Origin of the sequence: Clostridium grantii DSM 8605 (assembly GCF_900129965.1) — a bacterium.
Lineage (GTDB): Bacteria > Bacillota > Clostridia > Clostridiales > Clostridiaceae > Clostridium_AF > Clostridium_AF grantii.
On the sequence record NZ_FQXM01000022.1, the window covers coordinates 1 to 18,484 of the forward strand.

Genomic DNA, 18,484 nt, shown 5'->3' on the forward strand with positions numbered 1-18,484 from the left:
ACTAGCAGAAAAATATAAACATCACAATATATTTGACTAGATACTTCCACTGAAAATACTCAAGTTAGGTTGATGAAAAACTACAAAACGCAATCACGAAATCAACTACAGTGACCCTAGGTTTTTCAGCATCTTGTATAAGAAATATAATAGAAAGTAATTATAAGTTCACTTCCTATTACATATAATTGGAAAAGCCATAAATGACTAGAATAGGAATTAAACAAAATAATGTTTGTTTCATTTACGAAAACAATTAATAGTAGAATAGGAGGTATTAAATAATGAAAAAAATAGCATCAGTATCATCTTTGGTATTGCTTGTTGGAATATTGGGGTATTATTCTCTAAGGCGAACCCCATATGATTTTATATTTATTATAATTATAGTTATTGGATTAGTTTTATCTTATTTAAATAACAAGAAAAATAGATACATGGATAAAAATAACAGCAAATAAATAAAGAATATATCATGTAGATAAACAACCCAATAGATGAATGTTTTTGGGTAAATACACAAAAGATAAAATGTGATATTAGTATTTTAAAAAATTAAAGATAATATATAACTTCTAATTATACATAAACTATATCAATTTTAAACTGTATAAATATACTGTGATTTGTGCATAATTAAAAATCTAAAATAGTCATTAATAATGGGTGGGAAAAGTAATTTTTCCACCCATTTGCCACCCATAAGAGAAATTTAGTTTGATATAGTAAAGTATAAAAAAATATGTTTTGATATTTTGTATCCAATAACTCCTTGATATTAAAAGGATTGTAGAATATGCTAGGATAAACCTAGATACAATAAAATTTTTGGTTAAAACAATGATTGCAAAGTGAACATTTAATGATACAACCAAAGAATATAGGTAAGCGATGGAACAAACACCGTCATGCAAGATAAACTCCCTTTTGATATACTTTAATAAAGTAATCGATGGGGAGGGTTTATTTCTGACTCTTGGGTAAATATACCAGTAAAATAGAAGGTACATCATTATTGTCTATTATAAAATTTAATATATAACTTCTAGTTAAACATATACCTATTAGGCTAATTATATTAATCAGCTCAATTCTGACACAATTATGTCAGCAACATATATTGTGGAGAATAATAAATGAAGAGTATTTTTAGCAATAATTTCAATGATTATATTGTTTTATTATTTAAACTGGCTACCATAAGGGGAGCATATCATCTTATTAAGTATGAAAAAGGATATGCTAAGTTTGTAACTCAATTACCTAAACAAATAAAATAAGGAGCTACTAGAGCTCCTTTGAGAACTTACCAATATATACTAATTAGTAACCGTATATTTGAAATAGCTTCAGAAATATCATGGGTTACCATTAATGCAGTTTTATTTTCCCTTTTAATTATTTTATATATTTCATCGCTAGCCTTTAATCTACTTTGATAATCTAAAGCGGAAAAAGGTTCATCTAATATTAAAACTTGTGGATTAAGAGCTAGAGTTCTAATTAATGCTACCCTTTGTCTCATACCACCTGACAACTGAGAAGGGACATGATTTCTAAACTCCCAAAGATTATAATTTTTTAATAGTTTCTCAACATTATTTTTATTTATATCAGTAATTTTATTTTTAATTTTAAGTCCTAGAAGTACATTGTTCCAAACACTTAACCATTCAAAAAGATGATCCTTTTGAAACATATACCCCATTGCTACAGATGTTTCTTTATCATTATTATAATTTATAGAGACATTTCCACTAGAAGGTGAAATCAAACCTGCAATTATATTCAATAAAGTAGATTTACCACATCCTGAAGGACCTACAATACTTATAAAATCTCCTTTATTCACAGAAAATGTAATATCTTTTAAAGCCTCTGTTTCATCTGTTATTGTATGATAATTCATATATATATGAGAAATTTCAAGTTCTCTCAAATTAATTCCCCCTTCTCAAAAATAAAACACTTATTCCTTAAATAACATAATATGTAAATAGTGTAGGGGCAGCATGGAAACCACCCCCAATCATTATTTCTTAATTGCTTTTTCAGCAAAACTTGTATTAACAATATCTTTATAAGCAGGTCTAGTTGGGATAAGAGTTTTATCGTAGCTTTGAATTATATCCATTAATTTTGTTAAATCACTTTCACTTAAAGTTGGATCAACAGAAAAAGCACCTATTGCTCTATAATTTTCAACAACTTTTGTAAGAACGGCTAAATCACTTCCAGGGAAGAAGGATTGAATTGATTTTGCCACTTCTTCATCACTATGAGTATCTGCCCAAACTTGACCAGTATAAATTGCATTAGTAAATTTTTGCACTGTTTCAGGATTTTCATCCATATAAGATTTAGTTGTAAAATAACAAGTATAAGCTATTCCACCAGCTTGTTTTCCTACTGAATCTACAACATAACCAGTTTTTTGAGATTCTAACATGCTTGCAGTTGGTTCAAATAAAGCGACATAATCACCAGTTCCAGCAGTAAAAGCCCCGGCAGTAGCGGTAAAAGCTAAATTAGTAATTAAATCAACATCAGTTTTAGGGTCTAATCCATGATTTTTAAGAACGTATTCTAAAGTCATTTCAGGAACACCACCAGGTCTTCCTCCAATTATAGTTTTACCTTTTAAGCTCTCCCATTTGAAATTCTCTTCATTACTTCTTCCCACTAAGAAAGAACCATCAGTTTTTGTAAGTTGAGCAAATAGAACAGGATAGTCTTCTCTTCCTTGATTATAGATGTAAATAACCTGTTCAGGACCACAGAACCCAATATCAGAAGTACCACTTAAAACTTCTTGCATGGTTTTATCTGCACCTTGGCCAGTAGCTAAATCAATAGATAACCCTTCATCTTCAAAAAAACCTTGATTAATAGCAGCGTACATAGGAGCATAGAAAACAGAACGAACAACCTCGTTAAGTTTTATAGTCTGTAAGTTAGATGTGGATTTTGTACCACAAGAATTAAGTAAAAATAGTGAGAATAAAATGCTAATACATAAAGATAGAAATTTGATTTTTTTCCTCATTAAGTAAACCTCCGTAGATTATCTTACAATACAATATATGTTTTGTATGTGGTTTTGTTAATAGGATTATCTGTATTTCTTTTCTTTAGATTATTTGTTGAATAAGTGAGTTGAGGATAATTTTATGAACTAACTGGAAATTATCCTTAAGAATCAAAATTGTTAAGCGACATATTAAATGTTTTTCGATACTTACTAGGTGTAATCTTATATTTAGTTTTAAAAATTCTGGAAAAATAATTGTAATCATCAAAGCCTACACTGCAGGAAATGTCTGCAATAGAGATAGAACTTTCTTTAAGAAGTTCTTTTGCTTTTTCCAGTCTTATATTATTTATATATTGGCTAAGTGATAGGTTATAATCTGTTTTTAAATAATTATAGATAGTTGTTTTACTTATTTTTAAATCATGGCATATTTTTTCTGTGGTTATAGTTTCTTTGTAGTTGTTAAGAACATAATTGTTGATTCGCTGAATAATAGGGGAACGTTCAATATCAATAATGTGCTGTAGCCATATAGAACTAGCGCAGGCTTTCATTATTCTGCTAACAGATTCTATTTGGTCTATGGACATTTGTTTTAGATTATTGTATAAAGGTTTTAAATCCTCAAAGTGATTTGATTCTTCAGAGTATTCTGTTAATGAGGATAGTTTTCTACATAGTTGTTGCCATTGATCCTTTTTGGGGTTTTCATCAAGAACTTGTCCAATCATGATATAACCAAGAATTTCTTCATTATCATGTATTGGAGTTACGGCTTCGTATAAGCCTAGATGGCATTTATAGATATAGATATCTTTATTAGCTTTGGATTGTCTAAAGGCTTTATGGTCACAATATTTGCAAGCATCAGCAACCTTAGGATAGCAGCGTATTTTACTACAAAAATCACTGATAGTTTTAGGGCTAGAAAACAGCTCGTTAAAATGGGTGTCAAATACAGCTATACGAACATTTATAAGACTTTGGTAGTCATTTAATAATTTCTGAACCTCTTCGTCTTTAAATAATACTTTCAATTTATCACCTTCAAATAAAGAATAAATTATACAATATGAACATAAATGCTAATGTTAATTATAGTTACTATATCACAAAACAACATTTTGGTATAGTATATTTAAAATTAAGTTATTTAGGAGGATATGATGACAAGAAGAGAGAGAGTTATAAAAGCACTTAATCATGAGCAAACGGACATTATACCATTTAATGCAGACTTTACTATGCAATCTGATGATATTATGGTGAAATTCACTAATGACATTAAATTCAAAGACAAACTAGATTTACATCTTAATTATGTACAGTATTGGGGATGGCCTACAGAGTTAGAAGACAAACCTGAAAACTTTAAAGATACTTTTGGTGTTGTATGGGATAGATCTGGTGCAGATAAAGATATAGGTATGCCACTTGAAAAGATTATTGATGATTTTGAAAATATTGAATATGTTTTTCCGGAAATTGATGAAGTTAGGTTAAGAGCAGAGTATGAAGAATTACTGAAAAATCGTGAAGATAAATTTACCTTTGCTGGTATAGGATTTTCTATGTTTGAGCGTGCATGGAGTTTAGCAGGTATGCCGGAAGTATTGATGGCTATGGTTTTATATCCAGAAGGTTTGCATAAATTGTTAGATATGATTTGTGATTATAACTTAAAGGTTATGGATATTGCTCTTGAGTATGATATAGATGGTTTTTATTTTGGGGATGATTGGGGTCAACAAAAAGGATTGATTATGGGACCAGATTTTTGGCGTGAATTTATTAAACCAAGAATGAAAAGAATGTATGCTAAAGCTAAAGAAAAAGGATTATATGTACTTCAACACTCTTGTGGTGATGTTGAGTCTATTTTTGAAGACTTAATTGAAATTGGTCTTGATTGTTATCAAACATTCCAACCAGAAATTTATGATATAGAAAAAGTAAAAGAAAAATTTGGAGATAGATTAGCTTTCTGGGGAGGTATATCTACTCAACAATTATTACCTAAAGCAAGCCCAGAAGAGATTAAGAAAGAAACTATTCGTATTATGAAGATAATGGGTAAAAATGGTGGTTATATAGCTGCACCAACTCATGCGCTTGAGTTTGATGTTCCACCAGAGAATATCCAAGCTATGTTTGAGGTATTTATGAACCAAGAGAAATATTTGAAATAATCAGAAGAATATATTTAAAAGAAGCTATCTCAACATTTGAGATAGCTTCTTTTAATTTTTTCTAAAATCACCAGGGGAAGAACCCACTACTTTCTTAAATATCAAAAAGAATCGTTGAGTGCTGCTAAAACCAGTAAGTTCCGCTATTTCATACATTTTCTTATTGGAATTTTGTATCAGTGATTTTGCTTCTTCCGTTCTAACTTTATTTATATAATCGGTAATACTAGTTCCAGTCTCTTTTTTAAAAATCCTTGAAAGATAAGAACTATTAAGATTATCCATTTCTGATAAATCATTTAAGCTTATATTTTGGCTATAATGTTTATGGATATAATTAATAGATTTTTGAACATGATAGGAGTAGTTATTATCCACTTTTGAGCATAACAAATCACTTATTATTTCAATATTTCTATTAAACCAGGTACACATGCCATCTACGGTTTTCATGTCCATGATGGTTTCCCATGGGGAATGGCTACCTGAAAGTTCTATAAAAGATAAATTGTTTTTAGAACAAAATTCAATTAGCATACTAAGTAGTGTCCAGTTTGTATGCTTTAGATAATTGTATTGCATGAAACCTTTTAGATTTTGAAGAAAAATGTCATCTATTTCTTTGAAGATAGGTTTGAAATTATAATTATTTAAATAGTCATTAATACGATTTAATTTTACATTTAGTATTTTTATATATTGATCCTTATCAATGCTTGAAACATTACTAAATAAGTAAGTTTTATCATAGCCGCTAATAATTTTACGATTAACACATTGCTTACTTTCATTATAAGCAGTATTAAGATTGATAAGTTTAGAAAAGGGGCTGCTAACGCCTATGGTGGTTTGCGTATTAAATTTGCTGTTTATATTGTTACGAATAGAAGCACATATTTCTAAGGCTTCTCCTTGAGAATCCATTTGGCTATGACTTTTAGTAACGCCATACACAACTATAAAACAATTACCTTCGTCGTGGCATATTTCGCCTAGTGCATAATCATTTAAAGATAAGCGGATTAAGTACTGTAAAGATTCAATGGCATCATTATTAAAAAATTGGCTTTGAGGTTTTGATAAATCTTGATCTAAAATTTCAATATCTATAAATAGTAATTTAAATTGATTTCCATAAAGGTGTAATTCATACTGGCTAATATATTCCTGTTGTTTAGAATCATTCATTACATACTTTATAAGGTGTCTTGTAACCACTGATTTTTTCTTTTGAGAAATTGTTTCGGATTGTGAAGATAATTTTTTTTTATTAGTTTCTTGTTTTTTAAACATGTGAGTTATTATTGTGCGGAGTTCCTCTGTTTCAATTGAGTCTTTTATTAAATAATCATTTACACCTAGTTTGATTGCTTTTCTAGCATAAGAAAAACTTTCATGACAACTTAGAATAATAATAGGTTGGCTTTCATTTATTTCTTTTATTGATTGAATTAAAGAAAGTCCATCCATAACAGGCATTTCTATATCTGTAATAACTAAATCAGGTTTATAAGAATTATAAAATTCAAGAGCTTCTTTACCGTTTTTAGCCATACCTGTAATTTGAAAACCTATAGATTTCCAGTCTATTTTCATTTTTAATAATTCTCTTGCAGGTAATTCATCGTCCACAATTAAAACTTTATACATAAAATGGCCACCTCTTTCGTTTAGTCTTCATAAGGAATTTTTAGTGTTATGGTTGTACCTTTATCTATGGTTGATTTAATGCTAAAACCTATTTCTTCCCCATAATAAAGTTTTAGCCTATCATAAACATTTTGAACTCCAATATGTTTGGTCACAGGACCTTTTTTATTGATTTTGATAATGGTATCTAATATATCTTTTTCTATACCAATACCATCATCACTTATAATAATGATTAAATCGCTATTTATTTTATTAACGGTTATGATAATATTACCAATAGTATCTTTAGGTAATATTCCATGTATAATAGAATTTTCAACCAAGGGTTGGATAATAAGTTTTGGCATTTTACCAATTGAAGCATTTGGGTCAACGAAATATTCTATATTAAAGGCATTCTCAAATCTTACTTTTTGAATTCGAGAATAATCTTTTATGTTATCTATTTCTTGCATAACAGTTACGAAACTAACATTAATAGCCATACTCATTCTCAATAACTTATTGAAAGATTCAATAATAGAGGAAAGCTCCTGGTTGTTACTTCTTAATGCTAGATAATTCATGGAATTAAGTGTGTTATGAATAAAATGTGGATTGATTTGTGCTTCAAGAAGTCCAATTTGAGTTTTGATTAAATCGATTTCAATCATTTTACTTTCTTCGTGATTAATAATCATATCGTTAGTAAGTTTTATGAAACTTGTTAACATAGAATTATAACCTAGAATTAAGTGTTTAATCTCATCTTCATTTTTAGTTTCCAGTGGCATAGGCCAGTGGCCTTTTTCAAATTCTCCCATTGAGCGAATCATATCACGAATAGGATTTGTAATATTTTGAGATATAAACCAGCTAATAAACATCATTATGATAAGTGCAATAAACAAAGTTAGGTAAATATATTGATTTAATTTACTTGTTTTAATGGTAATAAGGCTACGATCAAACAAAGAGATTATATGCCACCGATTGTAGCCAGTCAAGCATTCATCTAAGACAGAGTATTTTTTGTCATGAACTTTAATAATTTTATTTTTACTAGTATTTGATGGTAAATCTTCAAAGGGGATTTCTCCAATTTGAAATACAAGTTCATTATTTTCATCAACAATGTATGTAGTCGCAAAAGTTTCTGTGGCAAGGGGAGTAATATTATCAAAAAGAATATTTTTCTTAAAATTAATAGCCAAGTATCCAATTTGTTTTAAGGATTTGTAATTATAGTATTGAGCATATAATGTTATATTTGCTTTCTGATAGGGTTCAGGGTTGCTAATTTCTAAAGGAAATGTATTTGGTTTAGTTAATCTGAAGTACTGTTTTGAATTCATCATTATTTGAAAGTCATTATTATTTTCTGTTAGGTTTTTGAAAGCAGGGAAGGATCTTATGGGATTATATATTTCTCCATTTAATCCTAGTGCGATAATAGATTTTCTATCAGAACTTGTACTAGGGTGAGTGTCAATTAAAGTTGAGAGTTCCAAAATATTAGCGTCATTAGTTTCTTCCAAAACTTTTTGAAAAGCAGCATTTATACTTTTATCATTAAGCATTGAACTATGAATTATTTTGATATCGTTAATGTTTTCATTTAGTTTTCCGGTAATAAGGTTTAGTTTTTGAATAACAACATTATCTATTTCATCAGATAGTTCGTCAGAATAAAGTCTAATATTAAGTATTGAAATTACAAGTGCAAGCATAATTAGTAGTGCAGTAAAATATAGTGTAATTCTTAAACTAATTTTTTTTATTTTCAAAGAAAATCCTCCTTAATATTAGAGTTTATATTGGTTAGTTTTAATTATTTGTTGAGAAGTGTGTAGTTATGTTTATATTATAACAAAAGCATATTAAAATCTGTATACAATTAGAGTGGTTTTATAAATTACGGTAAATATTGATGATTAAAAGTCAAAATGGATGATTTTATTAAATAAAGACACATGTGATAATGAATATAACGTAATAGATATGGAAAGAGGGGGCAAAATGACTAGTAAGCTTCAGTTTAAAGAAATAACAAAAGTATTTCCTGGTGTTAAGGCACTTGACAAAGTTAGTTTTGAAGCCTATGGCGGTAAAGTAACTGCATTAGTTGGTGAAAATGGGGCAGGAAAATCAACATTACTTAAAGTTCTAAATGGTGATTATTTACCAGATGGTGGTGATTATATTGTTGATGGCGAGTCAAAACATTTTAAGTCACCAAAAGAAGCTATTGAATTTGGAATCGGTATTATATATCAAGAAAGACAAGTTGTTCCTTATTTAACCGTTGCAGAAAACATTTACATGGACGAGATACCAATTAATAAATTTGGTTTTATTGATTACAGTAAATTAAATTCTATGACAGATGATATTATCGCTGAATTTAATTTGCCAATAAAGTCTTCAGATAAAATTAAAGATTTATCAGTGGCTTACCAACAAATGGTTGAAATTATGAAGGTTTATAGAAGAAATCCTAAAATTATAGCCTTTGATGAACCTACTGCCAGTTTGTCAGAATGTGAAATAGTATCCTTATTTAATATTATTGAAAAACTTAAGGAAAAAGGCAGTATAGTGCTTTATGTATCTCATCGTATGAAAGAAATATTCCAAATAACTGATCAAGTTATTATTTTAAAAGATGGTTGTTATGTAGATACAGTTAATACAAAAGACATAACTGAAAAAGAAATAGTAGCTAAGATGGTAGGTAGATCCCTAGGAGATGTTTTTGGACATCTTGATAGAAATGAAGATACAGGAGATGTAATTCTAGAAGCAAAAAATATTACTAATCAATATATAAAGGATATATCTTTTAAACTAAGAGCAGGTGAGGTTTTAGGATTTGCAGGACTTGTAGGGGCTGGTCGAACCGAAACCATGAGAGCAATATATGGGGCCGATAAAATTGAAAAGGGTGAATTAATATTGCATGGCAAGACTGTGACTATTAAGAATCCGGAGCAAGCTATAAGCAATGGTATTGCATTATGTCCTGAAGATAGAAAAGATGAGGGCATTATTGGAGAAAGATCAATAAAAGAGAATATAAGTATTTCTATATTAAAAAGATTACAGAAAATGTTTTTTATTGATAATAAAGCAGATGTTGAATTGGCAGAAGATAGTGTAGTTAAATTAAATGTTAGAACACCAAATATTTATAAAAAGATTCTTGAATTATCAGGAGGTAATCAACAAAAGGTATTGTTAGCAAGAGCTTTAGCTACCAATCCAAAAGTTCTAATATTAGATGAACCTACAAAAGGAATTGATGTAGGAGCGAAAGCAGAAATATATAAGATAATATTAGATCTTGCTAAAAAGGGTATTGGTGTAATCGTTATTTCATCAGAATTGCCAGAAGTAATGGGTATATCAGATCGAATTATAGTAATGTGTGAGGGTAAAATTACTGGAGAAGTAACTAGAAATAAAGCTACAGAAGAAGGCATATTGACATTAGCTATGACTGGTATGAGTTGCGAAGCTTAGAATTTTGATATTGCTAGATAATTTTATATTAATATTAGCTACGGGTGTTATGAGCTAGAAAGGTGGAGGAAAGATATGGAGGCAAAAAGTAAAGGTTTAAAAAATAATGAAATGCTAAAAAGTATTTTAAAATCAGATAAATTAGGTCTTATGATTGCATTGATTATTATCGTGTGTGTATTTAATTTTTTAACTGGAGGAAAGTTTTTTACAGGAAGTAATATAATAAATGTTTTAATTGCATCAGCTATTGTGGGGTTAGTAACCATAGGTGAAAGTTTCTTACTGATTTCTGGACAAGTAGATTTATCACCTGGTTCAGTAGCAGCATTTTCAGGAGTGCTAGTTGCTTTATTCTTATCTATAGGTATGAATGTTTGGATTGCAATTATTTTGGTTATAATATGCGGAATGTTAGTAGGGGTATTTAATTCAATGCTTGTTACCAAGTTTAAATTTGAACCTTTTATTGGAACATTGGCAACTATGTCTATATTTAGAGGTTTTGCATTCATCTTATGTGGAGGAAAAGCTATATTTATCACAAATCCAACCCTTTTAAAAATTGGAGTTGGTAGGATTCTTGGAATTCCTATTCCAGTAGTTATTTTCTTCATTTTGTTTATAGTATTTGCTCTTGTAAGTAGCAAAACAAGATTTGGACGTTCTGTTTATATGATTGGTGGTAACGCTAATGCTGCAAGACTAGCAGGAATAAATGCTTTTAATGTTAGGACAAAGTTATATATGTTGACTTCAGCATTTGCAGCTATTGGAGGTATTATACTTGCAGCTAGAATGAGTACAGGTCAACCAAGTGCTAGTGTTGGTCTTGAGTTTGATGCAGTAACAGCTGCAGTACTTGGTGGTATTGCCATGGGTGGTGGTATAGGTAGTCTTAGTGGGGCACTTATTGGACTTTTTATTATGCAAGGTTTTAATAATGGACTAATGATGTTAAATGTTCAATCTTTCTGGCAAACAGTGGCTAAAGGTATTTTATTGATTGCTGCATTATCTTTTGATTACTATAGAAATCGGCAAAGAGAGCAAGCAGAAAAACAGTCAATAGCATAAATAATTCAATTGTTAATTGATCTCACTATGAGGTACAATAATAAAATCAAGGGGGAATTTTAAAATGAAAAAAATCATGTCATTATTACTTGCTACAGCATTGGTATCATCATTATTTGTAGGTTGTTCAAAAGAATCGGAGACTACTAACGTAGCTGCAAATTCATCAACTAAAGAAATTACAGCAGAAACAACAGATGCACCAGTAATTGCTTATATTTGTAAGGATTTATCCCAAGAATGGTTTGTTGGAACATCTACTGCAATGCAACAAACTGGAAAAAGCTTAGGAGCCAAAGATGTAATTCTTTTTGATACTGCTATGTCGCCTGACAAGTATATGACAGCTCTTGACTCAGCTATTTCTCAAGGTGTTGACGTATTAATTGTTTGCCCACCAGACCAACAATTAAGTGATATAACAGTTCAAAGATGTAAAGAAGCTGGTATCAAAGTTATGGCAGATGATGATGGTCTTATTGATAAAGATGGAAAACATATCGCACCAGCGCTTGAACTTGATGCTTATGTAGTTGGAGCAAGTCAAGGAGAATGGTTAGCAAAATATTATGCAGATAATAAACTTGCAGAGCAATCTGATACAACAGCTTATATGGTTATGACAATGAATGAAGTATCCTCTTGTGTACCAAGAAGTGAAGGAGCTAAGGATACATTTTTGAAAAATGTTAGTACTTTCCCTGAAGACAAAGTAATCGAAGCTAACTATGATGGTACATCAGATAAAGGATTTAACGTTGTAGCTGCAACAATTACAGCTAATCCTGGTATTAAAAACTGGATTATTACAGCTCCAAATGATGAGGGTGCACAAGGTGCAACAAGAGCACTTGAACAAGCTGGTATTGATAAAGATGCTTGTGTTGTAGGACTTGGTGGATACCTTGCTATTGATGAATTTGCTAAAGATTATTCAGCATTTAAAGCAGCAGCTTACATTGACCCTTTAATGGATGGTAAAATAGCAGCAACTGCAGCAATGAAATGGGCAACAGATGATGTAGTTCCTTATGATGAATACAAAAAAGATGGTGAAGAGTTTGGAATATATCCATTTGGTGCAGTAATGGCAGATAAATCAAACTATAAAACTGTAATGCCAGCTAAATAGGATAAAAGCTAATATACGAATAAATAAATAAATAAATAAATAAATAAATAAATAAATAAATCTAGTTTTATTAAAAAGGAATTTACTTTAAAGTAAGTTCCTTTTTAATTTAATGGTAAAACCATATAGAAATAACATTGTAAGTATTTAAACTTGTAGATTAATAAATCTTTTTATTTTAATACATAATAATATATTAAAGCATGTATTAGCATCTTTTAAATCAATATCTAAAATTTCTTCGATTTTTGTGATTCGATATTTTAAAGTATTTCTATGAATGAAAAGAATGTCCGCAGTTTTACTAACGTTTTGATTTTCTAATAATAGAATTTCTAAGGTTTTAACAAGTTCAGAAGAATTATTTGCATCATAGTTTACTAATGGTGCTAGGTATTCTTCATATAAAGAGGTCAATTCCTTTTTATTTTCAACTTGGAAAAATAAACGATATATCCCTAGGCTTTTATATGTTTTAATTGAATCTCTTCTATTGCACATATTTAAAATCTTTAAGGCTTTGTCAGCTTGTTCCACACTTTCTTTAAGTTTTTTTAGTTCATTGCATACCCCGCCTATACCTATACTCACAGTCATACCAGGTAAAGAGTTACTTATTTTATCTTTTATTTCTTCTAAAATAAAAGTTACTTCTCTTTCTTTGTCGTTTTTAGCTTTTGTATCAATAATTAGATCTTTATGATCAAGTGGAATTATGCAGGTAAAGGAGTCACTTTGATTCATGGTAAGAGCTGATTTTTTATGCATGTCCATTGTATTTGATATGATTTGTTTAAGGATTCGCTTGCATTCTAAAATTTCTGATTCGTTAGTAAGTTTATTTCTCTTTATATATTTTGAAAAATCATCAATATCAATGATTGCGGTTATATATGCTTTTTTAGTATTATATCCATGAAAAATAGCTCTATTTAACATTTCTTCATTATATTCTTCATATATAATATCTTTCATAAGACTATTGAGAGATTCATTTTGCATTTGCTTAGTGAATATGGCTTTAGAAATAATTTGAGTTAAATTTATTAGCTTAACTTCGAAAGGAATCTCAAAAATGGGGAATTTCAATTCATTGGCTAAATCAATTAATTCATTGGGAATACTTTTTATATAGGGTCCAATATTAATAACTAATCCAGAAAGATTTTTATTATTTATTTCTACTAATAAATCTACAAGTTGTTTATTACCATTTTTTAAACCAACTCCGGTTATAAATATTAATTCCCCACCATTAACCCACTCGCTAACTTCAGGTACATCTACAATATGCACCCATCTAACACTTCTATCTAAACCATTTTCTCCCGCTACTAATTTTAAATTTTCCATACCGGGCAGCTTTGAAATATCTCTACAATTAATATACATTAGGGCACCACCTTTCTTAAATATTAACAATATAATATATATATAGGTAATATATTATCATATTTTAAATAAACTTCATAATTGTTTTTCGGATTGTCAAGCAATATAAAAATAAAATATCAAAAAATTGAACAAAAATTGGAAGTGAATTTTGTACTGTATAGACAATAGTCAATATGATAAGAAAATGATAAATTAAATATAGAAGGATTAATAAAAGTAATAGGCGTCATAGATACATAAAATTTTTTACTTATGCTACATTAAACAAAATTATAAGAGGTTTAAATTCTAAAAATATAAATTTATAAATATAGGAGGTGAGTATATGAACTTATTTGTAAGTCCTTCAAAAATATTATATGGAGAAGGTAGCTTAAATAAAGCTGGAGAAGAAGCGGCTTTATTCGGTGAAAAAGTAATGATTGTTACAGGTAAAAGTTCTTGTAAGAAATTCGGTATATTAGATAAGCTTATAAAAATTCTAGAAGATGCTCAATTAAAAGTGGTGATATTTGATAAAGTTGAATCAGACCCAAGTGTATTTACAGTAGAAGAAGGGTTAGCAATTGCTAAAGAATCAAAGTGTGATTCAATAATTGCTATTGGGGGAGGAAGTCCTATAGATGCGGCAAAAGCCATTGCAATAATGCTTACTAATGAAGGTGATTTAGCGAGTTTTCAAAAACAAAAACCTAGTGTGAAATGTAAACCACTAATAGCTATTCCTACTACCGCTGGCACAGGAAGTGAAGTTTCAAAATATCTTGTTATCACTGATACTGTTAATAAAATCAAAATGCTTATAGGTGGAGAAAATTGTGTTCCGGAGGTAGCAATTTTAGACCCTATAGTTACATTAACCATGCCAGCAAATGTGACAGGAACTACTGGGATGGATGCTTTAACTCATGCAATAGAAGCTTTTATTTCCCAAAAAGCACAACCTTTAACAAATATGTATGCTTTAAAAGCTATAACTTTATTATCTCAAAATTTAGTTAAAGCTATGAAAAATGGCGATAATTTAGAAACACGAAGTAATATGTTATTAGGTCAAATGTATGCAGGATTAGCTTTCAGCAATGCATCCGTTGCTTTGGTACATTCTATGTCTAGACCACTAGGAGCGTATTTTGGAATCCCACATGGTATGGCCAATGCAATCCTTTTACCAAAAGTTATGGAATTCAATAGAGCGGCTTGCCCAGAAAAATTTGCTGAAGTAGCGAAAGCTATGGGAGAAAATATTGATAATTTAACAATAAGAGAATCTAGCATGAAAGCAATACAAGCCATCATTAATTTATATGACGATACTTTTTTACCTAAAAAATTAAGTGCTATAGGGGTTACTAAAGATAAAATACCAACAATGGCAAAAGACGCATTTAACAGTGTAAGCACGAGCTTTAATCCATGCAAACCAAAGCTAGAAGATGTTATTTCTTTGTATGAAAGTATTTACGATTAGGGACTTTACGTTACGATTAGGGACGGTTCTTACGATTAGGGACGGTTCATGATAATTAATCATTTGGAAATGGGGGACGGTTCATTAAAATTTGGAAAATTGGTAAATTAAAAGTAAAAAAATTAAGAGTGGTTGTTAATAGATATAATATAATTGGGGGCTATAAAATGAGTGATAAAATAAAAGAAAATAGCAAGAAGTATAATTTGCATTCATGGAGTGCACAAGGAAAATTGAATCCTACTGTAGTTACAGATGCAAAAGGAATTTACTTTTGGGATGATAAAGGAAATAAATACTTTGATATGTCTTCCCAATTAGTAAATATGAATATTGGGCACGGTAATAAAAAAGTCATAGAAGCTATTAAATTTCAAGCAGATAAATTGACATATATAGCACCTGGATATGCTATTGATGTAAAATCTGAATTAGCAGAAAAAATTATTGAAATTGCACCAGATAACATGGGAAAAGTGTTTTTTACGTTAGGTGGAACAGATGCAAATGAAAATGCTATTAAAATTGCTAAAATGTATACTGGTAGAAATAAAGTATTCTCACGATATAGATCCTACCATGGTTCAACTTATGGATCAGCAAATTTAACGGGTGAACCAAGAAGATACGTAAGTGAACCTGGAATACCGGGTTTTATAAAATTCTTTGATCCATATATTTATAGAGAATCTATTGCCTTCAATAGTGAGGAAGAGGCAACAGTATTTTATCTGGCTAAATTGAGAGAACAAATAGTTTATGAAAATTCTACCACTGTTGCTGCAATTTTTTTAGAAACAGTAACAGGAAGTAATGGGGTAATAATACCACCAAAAGGTTATCTCAAAGGGATTAGAGATATATGCGATGAGTTTGGCATAATGATGGTATGCGATGAAGTAATGTGTGGATACGGTAGAACAGGGACATGGTTTGCTTGCGATAATTGGGATGTAAAACCAGACATGATAACTTTTGCAAAAGGTATAACATGTGGATATGTACCATTAGGCGGAGTTTTAGTAAGTAAGGACATAGCCGGATTCTTTAACGACAATCCATTAATGTGCGGATTAACTTACAGTGGTCATCCAATAGGATGTGCAGCAGGTTTGGCTACATTAGAAGTATATAAAGAAGAAAAACTAATAGAAAATTCAAAGTCAATGGGAAAAGTTCTAGGAGAAGAATTAGAAATATTAAAAACAAAACATAAGTCAGTAGGTGACGTAAGATATATTGGTTTATTCTCTTCTATAGAATTAATAAAAAATACTGTAACACGTGAAGCTCTAGTACCATACGGAAAAGACCCAGAAGGGATTATGGGTAAAATCTTAGGTATGTTAAAAGAAAAAGGATTTTCAACATATACTCATGAAAATATAATAATAGTAGCACCACCATTAATTATAAAAGAAGAAGAAATCAAAGAAGCAATGGCAATCATGGATGAAGTATTGGATTATGTTGATAGTTTGGTAGTAGAAGATTGAGGGACGGTTCAGAATAATAGCAAAATTACGAATTAGTAAAAAATCAGTTTGATTAAGACTGATTTTTTGCTTTTTTAAAGAAAAAAAGTAAGTACTGTTTTTGGTGTAAATAGTATAGTTAATTAATGGAAATGTGAAATAATATTTTATAAGCTTGTCCTAATAGGGAACAGATTAAGATAGTTAGCAAATTAGCTTTTTTAAAATTAGAATTATAATATAAAGTCAAAAAATAAAATTTAAAGTTTTATTTAAAATTATGAATAAAAGGTAATAAAATCATGAAAAATATTAGTATATTTAGTTTTTGTATCTATTAAATAAAATCCCTTCTTACATAATCTTGAAATATTTGATGAGGTAGTATTTCCTATAAGCTCTCCAATATTCTTATAAGTATAATTACAGAAATACCTGGTTAACATCACAAAAAGAGCAGTATATTCCCTATTTTTTCTATCATATTTCAGATGAATGTTAAAAGTTTTTTTGTAATAACTTGTTATGAATTTTATTATATCAGCAGGTGTGAAACTTGCATTTATCAATGTTGTACCACTTCTATAGTGACTTTTTTTATGATCTAGTTCTTTTATCATTTCAATATCAGTAAACTTGTCGTCTTGGTTCATCATTTTTAGATATAGTTTCCTAGCCTCAATAATATTAGTGTCAAAAAGTTCAAGAACGTATAAAGGGTTAACTAAATTATTGATATCATTTGTTAAGCCTAAATAAAGTGGTAAACTAGAGTATTTATACTTTTCGGTTTTATGGGTATATTTTTTTATATCCTTAGGATTTCGGTGAATATATAGTGAAAGATTCTTCATGTATTTATCAGTCAAAATAGGCTTATTCTTAAATCTATCATGAAACACATGACCAATTCTTTTATATTTTTTATTATAATAAATAGCATAGGATAGATTAACCGATTTCATAAATAAGCTTAAATTAGAATTGTTAGAATCAGTTATCAAATGAGCATGAGTTGACATAATACAATAAGCGTATATTATAATAGGATGAATTTTTTTATATTTTGCAAGTAGTTCTAAGTATTTTTCTTTATCCATGTTATCTTTAAAAAGTGGACATTCTTTTATACCCTTTACAATAACATGATCTTTACCTGTTGGACTTATTTTTCTTTCTGTTCGTGACATATAAAACATCCTTTCAACAATAATTTTTAATATCTGCTTTTAAATAATTACCATAAAAGTGAAAAATATTCAATACAGAACTAAAAAAGGTTGAAAATATATAATATTTTATAAAAAAGACATAAAAAAATACGTACAAAAATACGGAACCGTCCCCATATTTCCCTGCTAAGATAGGATATACTGATATGGATGCACTTCAGCAAACAGCAGATCTTGCTTATAAGTATGGATTATTATCTGAAGCTTATGTGATTTCAGAAGATAATGTAACTTCAAAGTATTGGGAAGAAGCAACTAAATAATAAATAAAATAAGAATTAGCATAGAGTATTATTCTGTGCTAATTCTTATTGATGTATAAATT

Annotated in this window: 14 protein-coding genes and 1 pseudogene; 8 read left to right on the forward strand and 7 right to left on the reverse strand. The window is 29.4% G+C overall.

From position 1 onward, the window contains the following. The first annotated feature begins 284 nt into the window (after positions 1–284). Together BUB83_RS22040 and BUB83_RS22045 are read left to right on the forward strand one after the other, a co-directional pair. Positions 285–461 carry a hypothetical protein gene (locus BUB83_RS22040; RefSeq protein WP_159434108.1) on the forward strand — a complete coding sequence of 59 codons (177 nt, stop codon included), beginning with the start codon at positions 285–287 and terminating at the stop codon, positions 459–461. A 675-nt stretch (positions 462–1,136) separates the two neighbouring features. Beyond that, on the forward strand, positions 1,137–1,280 hold the full coding sequence (locus BUB83_RS22045) for a hypothetical protein (RefSeq protein ID WP_159434109.1): 144 nt from the start codon (positions 1,137–1,139) through the stop codon (positions 1,278–1,280). Between the two features lie 59 nt (positions 1,281–1,339). Here the strand turns inward: BUB83_RS22045 and BUB83_RS15825 are convergent. The 3 genes and pseudogenes from BUB83_RS15825 to BUB83_RS15835 form a co-directional block, all read right to left on the reverse strand. Further along, a pseudogene (locus BUB83_RS15825) lies at positions 1,340–1,939 on the reverse strand (ABC transporter ATP-binding protein); the annotation flags it as partial. A 93-nt stretch (positions 1,940–2,032) separates the two neighbouring features. Beyond that, positions 2,033–3,046 carry an ABC transporter substrate-binding protein gene (locus BUB83_RS15830; RefSeq protein ID WP_073339571.1) on the reverse strand — a complete coding sequence of 338 codons (1,014 nt, stop codon included), beginning with the start codon at positions 3,044–3,046 and terminating at the stop codon, positions 2,033–2,035. Between the two features lie 146 nt (positions 3,047–3,192). Continuing rightward, positions 3,193–4,071 (reverse strand): PocR ligand-binding domain-containing protein, encoded by an 879-nt coding sequence (locus tag BUB83_RS15835; RefSeq protein ID WP_073339572.1) that lies wholly within the window; start codon positions 4,069–4,071, stop codon positions 3,193–3,195. A 129-nt stretch (positions 4,072–4,200) separates the two neighbouring features. On the opposite strand from BUB83_RS15835, the gene BUB83_RS15840 reads away from it, so the two are divergent. Beyond that, positions 4,201–5,223, forward strand: coding sequence for a uroporphyrinogen decarboxylase family protein (locus tag BUB83_RS15840; protein WP_073339574.1), 1,023 nt, complete (start codon positions 4,201–4,203; stop codon positions 5,221–5,223). A gap of 51 nt (positions 5,224–5,274) precedes the next feature. On the opposite strand, the gene BUB83_RS15845 is transcribed toward BUB83_RS15840, so the two are convergent. Together BUB83_RS15845 and BUB83_RS15850 are read right to left on the reverse strand one after the other, a co-directional pair. Further along, positions 5,275–6,873 (reverse strand): response regulator transcription factor, encoded by a 1,599-nt coding sequence (locus BUB83_RS15845; RefSeq protein ID WP_073339575.1) that lies wholly within the window; start codon positions 6,871–6,873, stop codon positions 5,275–5,277. Positions 6,874–6,893: 20 nt separating this feature from the next. Next, complete coding sequence (locus BUB83_RS15850) at positions 6,894–8,642, reverse strand: sensor histidine kinase (protein WP_073339577.1); 1,749 nt, start codon at positions 8,640–8,642, stop codon at positions 6,894–6,896. 232 nt (positions 8,643–8,874) lie between these two features. On the opposite strand from BUB83_RS15850, the gene BUB83_RS15855 reads away from it, so the two are divergent. The 3 genes from BUB83_RS15855 to BUB83_RS15865 all read left to right on the forward strand — a co-directional run bounded on the left by BUB83_RS15855 (position 8,875) and on the right by BUB83_RS15865 (position 12,586). Beyond that, positions 8,875–10,377, forward strand: a complete 1,503-nt coding sequence (locus BUB83_RS15855) for a sugar ABC transporter ATP-binding protein (protein ID WP_073339578.1) — start codon at positions 8,875–8,877, stop codon at positions 10,375–10,377. A gap of 75 nt (positions 10,378–10,452) precedes the next feature. Next, complete coding sequence (locus tag BUB83_RS15860) at positions 10,453–11,454, forward strand: ABC transporter permease (protein WP_084133619.1); 1,002 nt, start codon at positions 10,453–10,455, stop codon at positions 11,452–11,454. A 64-nt stretch (positions 11,455–11,518) separates the two neighbouring features. Next, positions 11,519–12,586 (forward strand): arabinose ABC transporter substrate-binding protein, encoded by a 1,068-nt coding sequence (locus BUB83_RS15865; RefSeq protein ID WP_073339580.1) that lies wholly within the window; start codon positions 11,519–11,521, stop codon positions 12,584–12,586. Between the two features lie 147 nt (positions 12,587–12,733). Here the strand turns inward: BUB83_RS15865 and BUB83_RS15870 are convergent, their stop codons facing one another. Continuing rightward, a complete protein-coding gene (locus BUB83_RS15870; protein ID WP_073339581.1) occupies positions 12,734–13,978 on the reverse strand; it encodes a PucR family transcriptional regulator in 1,245 nt (414 codons plus the stop codon). Positions 13,979–14,306: 328 nt separating this feature from the next. Here BUB83_RS15870 and BUB83_RS15875 point away from each other — a divergent pair, with 328 nt between their 5' ends. Further along, positions 14,307–15,452 (forward strand): iron-containing alcohol dehydrogenase, encoded by a 1,146-nt coding sequence (locus BUB83_RS15875; RefSeq protein ID WP_073339583.1) that lies wholly within the window; start codon positions 14,307–14,309, stop codon positions 15,450–15,452. A 167-nt stretch (positions 15,453–15,619) separates the two neighbouring features. Next, on the forward strand, positions 15,620–16,948 hold the full coding sequence (locus tag BUB83_RS15880) for an aminotransferase class III-fold pyridoxal phosphate-dependent enzyme (protein WP_073339584.1): 1,329 nt from the start codon (positions 15,620–15,622) through the stop codon (positions 16,946–16,948). Positions 16,949–17,205: 257 nt separating this feature from the next. Here the strand turns inward: BUB83_RS15880 and BUB83_RS15885 are convergent, their stop codons facing one another. Beyond that, positions 17,206–18,117 (reverse strand): transposase, encoded by a 912-nt coding sequence (locus BUB83_RS15885; RefSeq protein WP_073339586.1) that lies wholly within the window; start codon positions 18,115–18,117, stop codon positions 17,206–17,208. Positions 18,118–18,484: the final 367 nt, after the last annotated feature.

Excerpts from the sequence above, each read along its gene's own strand:
- BUB83_RS22040 (WP_159434108.1), top strand. The coding sequence starts at position 285 with ATGAAAAAAATAGCATCAGTATCATCTTTGGTATTGCTTGTTGGAATA.
- BUB83_RS22045 (WP_159434109.1), top strand. The coding sequence starts at position 1,137 with ATGAAGAGTATTTTTAGCAATAATTTCAATGATTATATTGTTTTATTA.
- BUB83_RS15830 (WP_073339571.1), bottom strand. The coding sequence starts at position 3,046 with ATGAGGAAAAAAATCAAATTTCTATCTTTATGTATTAGCATTTTATTC.
- BUB83_RS15840 (WP_073339574.1), top strand. The coding sequence starts at position 4,201 with ATGACAAGAAGAGAGAGAGTTATAAAAGCACTTAATCATGAGCAAACG.
- BUB83_RS15845 (WP_073339575.1), bottom strand. The coding sequence starts at position 6,873 with ATGTATAAAGTTTTAATTGTGGACGATGAATTACCTGCAAGAGAATTA.
- BUB83_RS15855 (WP_073339578.1), top strand. The coding sequence starts at position 8,875 with ATGACTAGTAAGCTTCAGTTTAAAGAAATAACAAAAGTATTTCCTGGT.
- BUB83_RS15860 (WP_084133619.1), top strand. The coding sequence starts at position 10,453 with ATGGAGGCAAAAAGTAAAGGTTTAAAAAATAATGAAATGCTAAAAAGT.
- BUB83_RS15865 (WP_073339580.1), top strand. The coding sequence starts at position 11,519 with ATGAAAAAAATCATGTCATTATTACTTGCTACAGCATTGGTATCATCA.
- BUB83_RS15870 (WP_073339581.1), bottom strand. The coding sequence starts at position 13,978 with ATGTATATTAATTGTAGAGATATTTCAAAGCTGCCCGGTATGGAAAAT.
- BUB83_RS15875 (WP_073339583.1), top strand. The coding sequence starts at position 14,307 with ATGAACTTATTTGTAAGTCCTTCAAAAATATTATATGGAGAAGGTAGC.
- BUB83_RS15880 (WP_073339584.1), top strand. The coding sequence starts at position 15,620 with ATGAGTGATAAAATAAAAGAAAATAGCAAGAAGTATAATTTGCATTCA.
- BUB83_RS15885 (WP_073339586.1), bottom strand. The coding sequence starts at position 18,117 with ATGTCACGAACAGAAAGAAAAATAAGTCCAACAGGTAAAGATCATGTT.